Consider the following 13,389-nt stretch of genomic DNA (forward strand, 5'->3'; position numbering starts at 1 on the left):
GATTCTTCCTTTTTGTTATTTTATCAAGAATAAGTAAAACTGTGAGCTCTTCAACACTGCTCGCTCGTTCTTTTATTGCTTATAGTCTGCGAGAGGACAAGTCATACAGATAGACAGCCCCAAACAAGAACAAGGCACCCAGCAAGACTAAGAACAAACTGCTGCTGTCTCCTGTTTTTGGAAGCTGATTAAACTGTGCAGCCTGCTGACTTAGTTGCCGACGAGAACTTACTGGTTCAACAGAACTCAAACTCAACTGAGGAGGAGTTTGTTGGCCTGGAATCGTGTTCTGCCCAGCTGCAGCAATCTGAACAAGCACCTTGTAATAACCTTCTCCCATGCTGAATTCTCTGTCTTGACTGTCAATCAAGGTCAGAGAAAGCACCGGGCTGAACTGACCTTCCATTAAGCCTTTCAAGTTAATCTCAACCGGATTAGTATCATTGACTTTTTTAGAAATCAGAACAGTATCGCCAGAGATGGTATAGCCTGAACTTGGCAGGATGCTGAAGTGCTGACTATCCACCTTAAGAGCAAGACGATAATCATTTTTCTCTAGACCATTTAGTCCACTCAGGGTAACAGTAGCTGTAAAAGGCTGATCTAGCTGAGCAGATGAAGGGATATTGAGTTTGATATCCTTAACTGGATCGGTATAAAAGAGACCATGCCCGATAGGATAGGCAACCTCTGTCTCAGACATGATACCATCCTTGATGAGCGGCACATTTACCGGTAACTTCCCAACATGATTTTGACCATTGAAAATGACTTCCACACCTGCTGGGATATTAGGACCGAAGGCGTTGTCAGGCTTCAGAGACTCTGTTGGATCCATGCCCTTGTTTCCATAAACTGCTACAATAGCCTTGGCATTAGGATAATTCGCTACATCATAAGGTTTAGAAATGCTCATGATAGCTGCTTGTTTTCCAGTTGCGTTTGCATAGTCCACGACTTCTGTCGGAACTCTTGTCAGCCAGAAATCGCTGGCTAGTTGAGATTGACGTCCAATTTCAGAGATTAAGACAAGGTGTGTCGCTTGGTCAATCTTTCCTTTCAAATCTTCTAACTTGGTTGTTTTGCTGTAGTTCAGCGCTTCGTATGTGACACCTGCTGGAATCACTCCGTCCGCTATCAGACGCTTGACACCCAACTCTAGTCCAGGTACTTCATCGTCATAAGCCGCTAGCATCAAAATTCTGTCGCCAGATTTAACCTTAAAGGGCAGAACAGTATTATCGTTTTTTACTACGGTCACTGCACTAGCAGCGATTTTTCGTTCAGTATCTCTGTTTAACTCTGAGCCAACAGTTGCTTCAGCCTTAGCTTGGGTACGTTCAGATGGGTCAAAGTCTAAAATACCTCGTTTTTCTTTTAGGTTCAAGATGCGGGTCACAGACTCATCCAATCTGCTGACTGGAATATCCCCTCTCTGAACCGCCAGCTCAATATCATTGATAATCTTATCGATTTTAGCTAAATCACTCTTGCTGCGTAAGACAGTTGGCATCAGCACCACATCTACACCTGATTTGATTGCCATGATAGCCGCTTCGGATTCTCCAAAGTTTTTGGCAATCGCATCCATGCCCATAGCATCAGATACCACCACTCCCTTGTAGCCAAATTTCTTACGAACAATACCGGTAATAATGTCATCAGATAAGGTAGCAGGGATATAGATGGTTTCCCCAGTTTGTTTAGATATAACCGTGTCTTTTTCGATCTGAGGATATTGGATATGGGCAGTCATCAGCATATCAGCGTTTTTGTCAATGGCAGCCTTGAAAGGCAGCAGCTCCAGCGCTTCTAGCTCCGCATAGGACTTATCCACCAGAGGCAGGCCAGTGTGAGAATCCACCGCCGTATCGCCATGCCCAGGGAAATGCTTAGCCGCTACTGCGACATTGTATTTCTGAATCCCCTCCATCATAGCCGTTCCCAAACGGGCAACCACCTTAGGATCTGAAGAGAAGGAACGCAAACCAATAACGGGATTCTGCGGATTGTTATTTGTGTCAAAAACTGGGGCAAAGTTGACATTCAAACCTAGAGCCGACAGCTCCCGTCCGATAATTTGACCTGCTTGATTGGCTAACTCTGGATCTCGCGTCGCGCCAACTGCCATATTGCCTGGAAGAGCAGTCCCGCTGCCCAAACGATAGACAATACCACCTTCTTGGTCAATAGCGAGCAAGAGCGGCAACTTGCCATTATTAGCTTGGTTACTGATAGCTGCTTGCTGCAGGGCCTGCGTCAAGGCCAAGGTTTGAGCAGTTCCTTTCACATTCTCAGCAAAAAGAATAACTCCGCCAAAATCGTATTTATCAACCGCTTCTGCAACCTCTTTATTAAGCTCCGTCATATCGGACTGGGCAGCTTGGCCCTCTTGCTGCCATTTTCTGAAGTCTGGCATCAGCATCTGGGTAATCTTCTGACGAAGCGTCATATCTGCCACAAGCTCCTGTACTCTCTTAGAAGCTGGTGGCGCATCAGTCGCCGCTTGACCTTGCGCCTGATTGGCATCTGAGGAAACTTCTGCAGACTGAGCGGTCGCTGGTTTGGCAGAATCTTCTACCAAATTACCAGTATTGGCTTCTTGGGTTGAAGCAGCCGTTTCAGTAGCTGCAACTGCCGAAGCATCAGAGACTGGCAAGTCTTTTGCAGCATTCTGACTATCCTGACTTGGCGTGCCCCTAGCCCCTGCACTACTATCAGAAGAGTTTGTTACAACTGCAGCACTTGCTTGTTCAGACTGGTTAGCAGATTCTGGCGGCTGATTAACCGTATCTGCCTTTATGGCTCCCATTGGCCAAAAAACTAGTAATGATAAGGCAAGCGCCAATAGCAATTTATACCTTTTCATCATAGGCATTCTCCTTTCATCCCTATAATAATAGCACAAAAAACGATGTTTGTAAACGTTTACATATTATCTAATGATTGTTTGTTTTTATCACCAATTAGTAATACAATCTCTATAAAAATGAAATAGTATTACAATATTATAGAAATGTTACAGAGGTATAATTTTATAGAAATAACATAACCTAACTGTTAAAAACAAGATTCTTTTATCTTGTGCTAACAGTTGCATAGAAAGGATTTGCTATGAGACAAGAAAAGAACACCAAAGCAATGTTCAACCGCCGGTACTGGCTGGGGCTTTCCCTGGCTTCTGCTGCGACTTTGGCCGCTGCTTTGATTTCCACCGGAATAGTTCGAGCGGAGAACAAGTCAATCCCTGACTGGGCTTCTAGACGTGAATCTGGTATTTACGATCCTAGTGTACCAGACATTGAGGACGATCCTACCATCTTTGATGATCCAGGACCTATCAAAGTTCCGGAAGCTCCTAAGCGTGACCTTCCTAGCGTTATTGATGAAGAAACTGGTGAAAGGATTAGAAATAGAATCGTTCTTTACAAGGGTAAATACTATGCACTTGATCCTATTAGATCTATATACGAAGTTCGGGATGATCCAGGAGAACAAATTCCGACGAATCTAAAAAACTCTTTCTATACTAGCCCAACAGGTAAGGTCTATTATTTTGACGAAAAAGGACGAAGGGTCATCAATCTTTACAGTGTAGACGGCAAGCAATACTTCTTTGATTCTTACGGAGAAATGGTTAAAAACAGATTTGTTAGTTACTCTGAATACACTTATTACTTTAGAGAAGATGGAACACCTTATAAAAACGGACTTTATAAGATCGGCAAGTACTATTATTACTTTGGTGAGTACGGTGAACTTTATAGGCAATCTATTGTCAACTACAACGGAAAGACCTATTATGCAAATTGGTATGGCGTTGTTAATATAAAAGATGAAGAAGTTACACCATAACGAAAAATACCAGAAATGAGGACGTATGTCTTCGTTTCTGGTATTTATTTTATTCAAAATCACTCAAATAGAAAATTCATTTTTTATAAGCAGATGGTTATTGTTCTTTTGATTTTCTTACACTAATATCTAGCCCCAATCCAGCCAGAAGCAAACCAAGCCCCACAACACTATAGACTGCCTTTTCGCTACTTCCTGTTTTAGGAAGAGACTGTTCTGATTTAGCCAAAAGTGTTGGTGCCTGAACATGGTAGACGGTAGATGTAGGCATTGTAGTACGACGCTCAAGATAGAATTGATAACTATCTTTTATGATCTTATAGTAACGAGCTTCATTGACACTTTCAACAATCCATGAAGTGGTTCCCTTTGTCAGAGCATCAGCCAAGTTATTTTCGATATCAAGCACTCTGCCTTCTGTTGCAAAATTTTTGTAAATTCCCTCAATCGCTTTTACCGTCGCTACAGTTCTTTCTATACCAGCAGCTTTTAGAGCCGCAAGTGTATCAGCAACCGTTGGAATTGAAGGATCTTCTTTCATTTCAGCATCTGTCAATAAAACGACGAATTTCTTATTTTTAGATGACTTAGACCAATCATAGGTCGAAATAATCTGGTTCAGGGCAGGAGTTGGTGTTTCTGGAGTATCTCCTCCACTCGCTATACGAATCGCAGCCAATGCCTTTTCGAGCTCAGCCGGATCAGTTGTAAAATAAGATGAACCAAACCGTGTTAGAACCGTATCTTCATCTTTGCTGCCAGAATTACGGCCGTAGACTTCATCGCTAAATGTTGCCAGACCAAAACGTGCTGTAATACCCTCTTTAGTAATATTTCGTACAAATTCATTAATATTTGCACGAACAATATCAATTGTGCTGCCCATGGATCCTGAACGGTCAACAACAAATACAATATCAGCTGAACCAGCTTTTGTCACAGTTGGTGGCGTTGAGGTGTAGGTAATAGTTGTAGTCTTATCTACTCGCTCATACTGCGTATAGGGATTTCCATTTTCATCTGTGCCAGATAAAGTATTTTCAGTACGTCTAGTTATTGGCTCTGGCGCCTTATCAACCTTTGCCGGAGCCACTTCTGTCTTTGTAACATCAACAGTCGACGTTTCTACACGGACTGTTTGATTGCCTTCTTGACTTTCTTTGACATCAACAGGCGATACATTTTTTGAGACATCAATCAAATCTCCTGGTTTCGCTGTAGATTCTTCAACAACAGGTTTCGTCGTATCAGCAGCAATTTCAGCACCAGCAGCTTCAATCGGAGAGCTTACTGCTTCAGTTTTTGCTATACTGCTTGAAGGTGGTGTGCCAACCTGGTCTGCAAAAACATGCGAAGCTTGTGAAATGGCAAATAGAAGAGTTGCTGATGCTAATCCAACTTTCAATTTGTACAATGAAAAGCCTGGAAGTTTAAATGATTCTTTTTCCATAATTTCTCCTTATCTTTTTAGATTTAGAAACATGATTGCATCTATTTTATATAGAATAACATAAAAAAATAGGAGCCGCAAGCGATTTCAGATATTTATTAGTCTAAAAATTAAAATTTTAGAATATTATCAGAGTTTGTATGCTAAAATTGATGAGCATCATCATGAATCATTAAACAAATGCTTTATCGTGCCGTCTCTAATAAGAAATCCCCATGCTCGGATATTGAGCATGGGGATTTCTTATTATTTATTTAGCGATTGGGTAAACAGAAACTTGTTTCTTATCGCGTCCTTTGCGTTCAAAGCGTACTACGCCTTCAACCTTTGCAAACAAAGTATCGTCTCCACCGCGTCCAACGTTGACACCTGCATGGATGTGAGTGCCGCGTTGACGGTACAGGATAGAGCCACCTGTTACAGTTTGACCGTCAGCTGCTTTAGCTCCCAGACGTTTCGCTTGTGAATCACGTCCGTTAGATGTGGAACCTCCACCTTTTTTGTGGGCGAATAGTTGCAAGTTAGCAAGATTCATTTTTAACATAATGTTTTTCCTCCGTGTTAGTTTTCTGTGATAACTCTGGTTTGGACGAACTCAGAAGAGTCCTCCGATAAGTTTGCCATTCCTAGGAAAAATGATTCAAAGAAAAGCTGAGTCATTTCTCTTTGGTGCGACGGTATATCCTGAGGAATTTCAACCTTCAGATAACCGCCTTCTATTTCGTTTAATTCTAAGTTTGGTTCGTAGCCTGCGAATTTCTCAACTGAATTGACAAAATTAATGGCGAGCGTCGAAACGGACGCACATACGACATCAAAGCCGTATTCACCACTCGCGGCGTGACCTGTGATTTCTGCACGCCTCAGTTCGCCATCTTCGGCTCTTTCAAAGACTGCTTGTATCATTTAATCTCCTTAAAATTAAGCGTTGATAGCGTTGATGACAACTTTTGTATATGGTTGACGGTGACCTTGTTTACGATGGCTGCCTTTTTTAGGTTTGTACTTGTAAGTAACAACTTTCTTTTGCTTGCCTTGTTTTTCAACAGTTCCGACAACAGTAGCTCCAGCAACAAGCGGAGTTCCTACAACAGTGTTTTCACCACCAACAAGAACAACTTCGTCAAAAGTAACGTCTTGACCAGCTTCAGCGTTCAACTTTTCAACGTAGATTGCTTGACCAACTTCAACTTTAACTTGTTTTCCGCCAGTTTTAATGATTGCGTATGTGCTCATTATGCACCTCCTATGATTTTTAGGGTTTCCCCGGATTTTGTGAAGACTCGCCTAGCATCGTGGGACGAACCACTTCTATCTCACAGAGTGAGCAACGATGATCGTGCGGTTGCACAGGAATGTGCATAGTCAACTCTATAAGTATAGCACTTCTACCGCTCTTTAGCAAGCTTTTTCATCTCATGAAAACGGATTTTCAAGGATTATCTTTAAATTTTATCTACTAATGAACAAAGACAACCTCTGTTATCTGCTAACAGTTTTATTAAATAATTATTAGTCCAAAAAATTCTAAATATAACGCCGTACCTTATCTTGATAGGCTTGATATGACTTTCCGAATTTTTCAAGACACCAGCGCTCCTCAGAGAGAATAATCCAGTGGGCCGCAGTCTGAAAAGTCACTAAAATCAGAAAGAAAATCATTGATTTGGTCAAAAAAGCTATTCCCAAAAAACAAAGAAAGTAAGCTATATACATGGGATTACGGGAATAGCGATAAAGGCCCTCTGTATTCATGCCGTTTGCATCTGGTCTAGCGAAATCCCTCATACTGATAGCACACAAAGCCAAACCAAGCAGGTAGATAGCCACTCCAGCATAGAAGAAAACAGAAAAATCAAACTTGATTTCAAGCAAAACAGGAGTTATGAACAAGGCTAGATTGCTCAATTGATAAATCATATAAGCTATCTTTTCCTTTCCTTGTACTGGTGCAAAATAAGCTGCGCGTGACAAAGCGTTTTTGCCGAAATGACCTAATAAAGGAAAACGAATCAGCAGAAAAGGAATTAAGAGAAAAACAGCAAGCATAAACGTCACCTTCTCTCACTTTTACAAGAGCCCTTCAATCAACTCATCCACTTCGTCGATCTCAGCTTCTGGTCTGATTTCTGTAATCATAATTCCTGCTACAGCACGTTCTACCAAACCTTCAACATCTAGGTAAGTTTCGTACTTCTCAGCATTCTTGATTTTCGGATTAGTTTTAGGTCGGTCTGGAGCAAAAATAGTACAGCAGTCTTCAAATGGCTGGATAGAGATTTGGAAAGTATCAATTTTCTCTGCAATCTCAATGATTTCCAGCTTGTCCATCGTCACGACAGGACGGATAACCGGTGTATTGGTCACTGCGTTGATAGCCTGCATACTTTCGATGGTTTGACTTGCCACCTGACCAAGACTTTCTCCATTGATAATGACTTGAGCGCCCCGCTCCTCCCGAATCCGGTCTGTAATGCGCATCATAAAGCGACGAGTCAGTGTCATCAGGTAGGCTTCTGGAGCTTTAGCCTTGATTTCCTCCTGAATCTCTGTAAAAGGGACTTCGATAAACTGAATATTGCCACCAAACTTGGTCAGTTTGCGAGTCAAATCTTGAGCCTTTTTCAACGAACCTGGACTGGTATAAGGCGGACTGGCAAAGTGAACCGCCTCGATATCTACACCGCGCTTGAGAGCTAGATAACCAGCCACCGGTGAGTCAATCCCACCAGACAGCATGAGCATTCCCTTGCCTGAAGTCCCGACTGGCAGACCTCCAGCACCACGAATTGTCTCGTAAGAGATATAGGCCGCTTCTTCACGGATCTCGACACGTAGCTCAATATCCGGCGCTTTCATCTTGACCTGAACATTAGGAATGGCCTCAAAAACAGCATCACCAAGTGTCTGGTTAAGCTCGCGGCTATCCAATTCAAAGCTGTGGTCACTGCGCTTGCTGGTAATCTTAAAGGTCATGCCCTCTTGATAGACTTCCTTCATGATAGATTGGACAGCTTCGATTAGGGCTGGCACAGATTTTTCAATTTTGTAGGACGGCGAGAAATTCTGAATCCCGAAGATCTGCTTGAGTGACTCAGCGACTGGCTGATAGTCTGTACCGTGCAGATAAACATGGGTCCGGTCACGGTCAGCCTTGATATGGACCTGCGGATAGACTGACAAGACAGCCTGGATATTGCGTTTAAGTTTGTTGATAAAGCGCATGCGGTTCTTCCCCTTGGTTGAGAGCTCGCCGTAGCGCACCATAATTTCTGAATATTGCATTGTTTACCTTACTTTTCTGGTTTTTTCGTAAATAATTTTAAAAGTTGTTAAAAACTGCTCCATCTGACTCATATCGTTGTCAAGATCCAAACTGATACGGACAGCAGTTTGAGCGAGAGATTTCTCAACGCCCATAGCGATTAGGGTTCCTGCTGGCTTTCCAGCCTTAGAAGAGCAAGCGCTGGTAGTCGAGATATAAATCTCGTAGTCTTCAAATGCATGGACGACGACTTCACCCCGCACTCCCTTGATACCAAAGGTTAGTATATGAGGCGCAAAATTTTCCAGGCCTGAGAAAATCATCACATCTGGATACTTCTGCAGCTCTTCAAAGAGAATTTGCTTCATCTGAGCCGTCCGCTGGGCAAATGCTTCTTGCTTTTCCATGGACAAACGCAGAGCCTTGGCTGTCGCTGCAATGCCAGCTAGATTTTCCGTTGTGGAGCGTTTGTCCGACTCCTGGCCGCCACCAGTCAAGAGAGGACTGATTTTCTTGCCAGACTTGATATAGACAAATCCTACGCCCCGGACACCGTGAAATTTATGACTGGAAAACGTCGCAAAATCCACACGCTCCGTCAGATAAGCAGCTGTCGGAATCTTCGTAACAGCCTGTACAGCGTCCACATGAAAGGAAATAGTCGGCTTGTCTGCTAGCAGGTCTGATATTTTCTGAATGGGCTGAATACTGCCGATTTCATTATTAACAGCCATGACTGAAACCAGAGTAGTGTCTGGTCGAATCATCTCCGCTAGCTTGTCTACATCAACAAAACCCGCTTTATCAACTGGGGCAAAATCTATTTCAAAACCTTGACTCTGCAACCAGAGGGCTGATTCTTTAACCGCGGGATGCTCAATGTTGGATACGATGATGTGTTTGCCAAAGGGAACTTTTTCAAAAGCAACTCCTTTAACCACCCAGTTGTCCCCTTCTGTCCCTCCTGACGTAAAAAAAATCTCCGACGAAGACTTGCCTAAAAGCTCTGCTATTTGCCTGCGTGAGGCTTCTAAGAGACGGGTTGCCTGACTGCCTAAACTGTGCAGACTGGATGGATTTCCCCAGATTTTAGAAGCGACCTCTGTGTAAGCGACCAAAGCCTCAGGATAAGGCTTGGTTGTCGCTGAATTATCTAAATAAATCATGTTCTTTCCTCAAAATTTCAATACTCCTATTGTAACACGAAAGAGAAACTGGAACAAGAAAGAAAAGACCCTAAATTCTGTAGAACTTAGGGCTAAACATCACCGGTCATAAAACTCATGCAGTAAGCCAAAGAGTTCTTGTTGTTGAGCGAACGAGCTCTGACCGATGGTAGTAGATTTGATAAGGGTTCGTTCCTCTACATTTTCAATCACCTTTTTCAGGGAGGTCTGAGCAAAAGGCGATTCTACAACTTTTTGAGCGTTTTGGAAAGGCTGATGGGTCACCAGCTGGAAGCCATAGGAATTATTGAGCAGTGAATAGCCAGCCGTTCCAGTCTTCTTCTGATAGGCCTTGCAGAGACCACCATCAATGACAAAGAGCAGACCGCCCCCACGGATAGGCGACTCTCCCTTGCCTGTCTTAACCGGAGTATGACCGTTGACCATCCTAGACTCTTGAGAAAAGAGACCAAATTCTTCCAAAATCAGCTGGCAGACTTTCTCAGAATTACGATAAGAAAAATAAGAATTTTCCACTTCCTTGTGGGTTTCCTTATCTTCAATGAAATAGCGCTCCAAGGTAGTCATCTTTTCTTTGCCAAACAGAGGAGACAACTTACCTTTCCAGCAATACCAAATCAAATCAGTCGACAAATCATCGCCCACTTCCTTATCCTTGGCCGCCTGTCGAATATGATACTCAAAGAAATCCAGCAATTCCTTGCCTGCATAATGGGCTTGATTGAGAATGAAAGGCTGGAATTCTCCTGACGGCTCCAGAGGAATGCAGCCGTGAAAAAGCAAGTGCTGGTTGTAAATCTTATACATAGAGCCCTTGTTCATCAGAAGACTCATATGTTCTGCCATCTTTAGAGAACTTTGGAACGAGGCCAGCATACTGTCTACAGCTTGATTTTCTTCTGGTGTCAATGCTGACGGATTTTCTGGATTGATAGTTTGGAAGCAGGTGTTGACTAGGGCATGCTTGGTATCGTCAATCGTAACACTTTCTTCCCAATAATCAATCTTGTCCAGCATAACATGGTCCTGCATCTGGAATTCAGGCCGTCGTTTGATGAGTTGATTTTCCAGCTTGAACTGGATAATCGCTAAGGCTTGGTGAACCTTTTCCAGCTGCAGAATTTCCTCATCTGAAAACTCCTGCTCTCTGCCTCCAAGAATGGGTCTAAACTTAGGATTAGACTGGTAAGTCTTGTCCGCAAAAAGAGTCAAGGAGCGCAGGTTTAAACCATAATCTTTCTCGATATCCCAGAGATAGCCATAGCGAGCTGCGATGCGCAGCACATTGAGCAAGCAGGCTTTAGAGCCAAAAAAGGCTCCCATCCAGATAATGTCGTGATTGCCCCACTGAATATCGAGCGAGTGAAAATGCAGCAGTTCATCCATGACCTGAGCACTACCAGCTCCTCGGTCAAAAATATCTCCAACCACATGCAGATGGTCGATCAACAACTGCCGAATACTTCGAGACAAGCCTAGGATAAAAGGCACAGCTTCCCGCAATTCAATCACATAAGTCAGGATATTCTCAAAATAGGACTTTTTATCAGCTAGAGCCGTGTCACTATAGAGCAACTCCTCGATAATATAGGCATATTGTGGCGGCAAGGCCTTTCTGACCTTGGAACGACTGTATTTTGCACCTGCAAAAGCCAGCAAATTCAAGAGCTGGGGAATGGTTTCTTGATACCAGTCTTTTCCTTTAGTTTCTTCCCCCAGCACAAGCTCAGGATAGGAAACCAGCGCTGACAGCCGATCCTTATGAGATTCTGTCAAGCTGTCCCCAAAACAGTCCTTGATCTTCTCATTGAGGATACCTGCACAGCTTCTCAAAATATAGTCAAAAGCAGCAAACTCCCCGTGAATGTCACTGATATACAGCTCCGTTCCTTTGGGCAGGTTCAAAATTGCCTCTAGATTGGTCAGCTCTGTAATGACTTTCTGGCGACTGTCAAATTCTTTTAATAAAATCCGCTTATATTGCTCCATCTTCAGCCCTCACTCTATAACCGCTTTCTCAATCTTCTCTCTTATCTCAATTTCTTTAAATGGTCTTCAATCAAGAAAGCCGTTTCCTCGATTGATTTATCCGTGATATTGATGACATGAGCCCGATACTTTTTAAAGACTTCTTTTGAGTAGTCTAGTTCTTCATATATCTTTTCCAGATCTGTATAGCTGGTTGACTGGGTCAATCCCAGAGAATTCAAGCGATTACTGCGTATCTTAGACAGTTTTTCTGGCTCACATAAGAGGCCGATAATCCGCTCCGGATCAACCTTATCCAAGACCTGAGGCAGAGGGACTTCTGGAATCAAAGGCAGGTTAGAAACCTTGTAGCCTTTATTAGCCAGATAAATACTGAGTGGTGTTTTAGATGTACGGGAGACCCCCAAGAGGACCAAGTCTGAATCTAAAAAACCTTGTGGTGCCTTGCCATCGTCGTATTTAACTGCAAACTCAATAGCGGAGATTTTATTAAAATACTCAGTGTCCAGCCGGTGCAGAGTACCCGGAACTTCTATAGGACTGGTGCCCGTCTTTTCTCTGATAATCTCAAAAAATGGATGCATCAAATCCAGATAAGCAAGGCCATTGGCCTGACTGAACTCTCTAGCTACAGCTGCTAGCTTGCCATCGACCAGAGTACTAATCACAAGGGCATCATCCTTGATGGCATCACGCAGAATATCCAGCAATTCTTCTTCTTTGTTGATAAATGGAAAACGATAGCTGTTATTAAAAATAATATCTGGGTACTGGGCTGTCACCGCAGACAACAGCTTCTGCGAAGTCCCCCCCAAAGAATCCGAAATGCTGTAAACAATAATTTCTTTCTTCATGTTTATTCCTCTTATCTATTAACCTCAGCGCTTCTGGCCTCTTGAATAATGTAATCCAACAGAGCTGACTTGGTCACAGTTCCTAAAATTTTACGCTCATTATCCTTATCCACTACCGGCAGCGAATCAATCGCAAAATCCTGCAAAACTGCCGCCGCTTCCAAAATATTCATATTCTTGTAGCAAGTTTTAATATGGGGCATTCGGGTCATGCAGACCGCTACAGGAGTGCTGTCAATGTTAGTATTGAGCGAAGCCCGCAGCAAGTCCTTACGCGACAAAATCCCCAAGAGCAGCTTATGCTCATCAATGACATAGAGAACATCCACATCATACATAAATAAGGTGATAATGGCATCTTGAATAAAAGAATCATGAGATACCAAAACAGGCGAAGTCATAATCTCTGCCACTTCCTTTCGAAAGGTATCGAAAAAGAAAAGCGTCTCTAAATCCGAGCCCGAGTATGTGTAACCAACTTTAGGCGTAGCCTTCAAAATCCCAACCAAGGTCAGAAAAGACAGATCCGAACGCAGAGTCGCTCGAGAAATATCGAGTAATTCTGAAATTTTCTCGCCGCTGAGTGGCTGGTGTTCTTTAACAATTTCTACAATTTTCTTTTGCCGTTCACTTAATTTCAAATAGGTCTGACTCCTTCGTTCTTTATAATAGATGATTAGCCTGATTTCGCTTAAAATTTAGGAATTATTGCTCATATTTCAATTTCAAACGTTGAAATAATCATCATTTTGTAACACATTATAACAAAAAAAGAAAAATTGTCAATAA

General features: G+C 42.7%; 12 protein-coding genes and 1 other annotated feature. Of the genes, 1 reads left to right on the forward strand and 11 read right to left on the reverse strand.

Annotation, left to right across the window (positions count from 1 at the left end; translation table 11 throughout):
* Positions 1 to 79 precede the first annotated feature (79 nt).
* A complete protein-coding gene (locus K1I80_RS03730; RefSeq protein ID WP_223324257.1) occupies positions 80 to 2,878 on the reverse strand; it encodes a glycoside hydrolase family 3 N-terminal domain-containing protein in 2,799 nt (932 codons plus the stop codon).
* Positions 2,879 to 3,114: 236 nt separating this feature from the next.
* On the opposite strand from K1I80_RS03730, the gene K1I80_RS03735 reads away from it, so the two are divergent.
* Positions 3,115 to 3,855, forward strand: coding sequence for a hypothetical protein (locus tag K1I80_RS03735; protein ID WP_223312840.1), 741 nt, complete (start codon positions 3,115 to 3,117; stop codon positions 3,853 to 3,855).
* Positions 3,856 to 3,952: 97 nt separating this feature from the next.
* Here K1I80_RS03735 and K1I80_RS03740 read toward each other — a convergent pair whose 3' ends face one another.
* From K1I80_RS03740 to K1I80_RS03785, 10 genes are all read right to left on the reverse strand, one after another.
* Positions 3,953 to 5,305, reverse strand: a complete 1,353-nt coding sequence (locus tag K1I80_RS03740) for a vWA domain-containing protein (RefSeq protein WP_223312839.1) — start codon at positions 5,303 to 5,305, stop codon at positions 3,953 to 3,955.
* A 250-nt stretch (positions 5,306 to 5,555) separates the two neighbouring features.
* The gene (gene rpmA, locus K1I80_RS03745; RefSeq protein WP_002895619.1) at positions 5,556 to 5,849 is read right to left on the reverse strand and encodes a 50S ribosomal protein L27; all 294 of its coding nucleotides are present in this window, start codon (positions 5,847 to 5,849) and stop codon (positions 5,556 to 5,558) included.
* Between the two features lie 17 nt (positions 5,850 to 5,866).
* A complete protein-coding gene (locus K1I80_RS03750; RefSeq protein ID WP_002900460.1) occupies positions 5,867 to 6,211 on the reverse strand; it encodes a ribosomal-processing cysteine protease Prp in 345 nt (114 codons plus the stop codon).
* 15 nt (positions 6,212 to 6,226) lie between these two features.
* Complete coding sequence (gene rplU / locus K1I80_RS03755; RefSeq protein ID WP_002895621.1) at positions 6,227 to 6,541, reverse strand: 50S ribosomal protein L21; 315 nt, start codon at positions 6,539 to 6,541, stop codon at positions 6,227 to 6,229.
* Positions 6,542 to 6,574: 33 nt separating this feature from the next.
* Positions 6,575 to 6,662 (reverse strand) — a sequence feature (ribosomal protein L21 leader region).
* A gap of 170 nt (positions 6,663 to 6,832) precedes the next feature.
* Positions 6,833 to 7,354, reverse strand: a complete 522-nt coding sequence (locus K1I80_RS03760; protein WP_125435469.1) for a methyltransferase family protein — start codon at positions 7,352 to 7,354, stop codon at positions 6,833 to 6,835.
* A 21-nt stretch (positions 7,355 to 7,375) separates the two neighbouring features.
* Positions 7,376 to 8,590, reverse strand: a complete 1,215-nt coding sequence (thiI, locus tag K1I80_RS03765; protein WP_223312838.1) for a tRNA uracil 4-sulfurtransferase ThiI — start codon at positions 8,588 to 8,590, stop codon at positions 7,376 to 7,378.
* Between the two features lie 3 nt (positions 8,591 to 8,593).
* Positions 8,594 to 9,736: a cysteine desulfurase family protein gene (locus tag K1I80_RS03770; RefSeq protein ID WP_223312837.1), complete on the reverse strand. Its 1,143-nt coding sequence runs from the start codon at positions 9,734 to 9,736 to the stop codon at positions 8,594 to 8,596.
* A gap of 99 nt (positions 9,737 to 9,835) precedes the next feature.
* Complete coding sequence (locus K1I80_RS03775; protein WP_223312836.1) at positions 9,836 to 11,746, reverse strand: fructose-1,6-bisphosphatase; 1,911 nt, start codon at positions 11,744 to 11,746, stop codon at positions 9,836 to 9,838.
* A 41-nt stretch (positions 11,747 to 11,787) separates the two neighbouring features.
* Positions 11,788 to 12,606 carry a pyruvate, water dikinase regulatory protein gene (locus K1I80_RS03780; protein WP_004187109.1) on the reverse strand — a complete coding sequence of 273 codons (819 nt, stop codon included), beginning with the start codon at positions 12,604 to 12,606 and terminating at the stop codon, positions 11,788 to 11,790.
* 5 nt (positions 12,607 to 12,611) lie between these two features.
* The gene (locus tag K1I80_RS03785; protein ID WP_223311355.1) at positions 12,612 to 13,241 is read right to left on the reverse strand and encodes a CBS domain-containing protein; all 630 of its coding nucleotides are present in this window, start codon (positions 13,239 to 13,241) and stop codon (positions 12,612 to 12,614) included.
* Between the last annotated feature and the right edge of the window lie 148 nt (positions 13,242 to 13,389).

It is taken from the genome of Streptococcus sanguinis (assembly GCF_019929225.1).
GTDB classification, from domain to species: domain Bacteria; phylum Bacillota; class Bacilli; order Lactobacillales; family Streptococcaceae; genus Streptococcus; species Streptococcus sanguinis_J.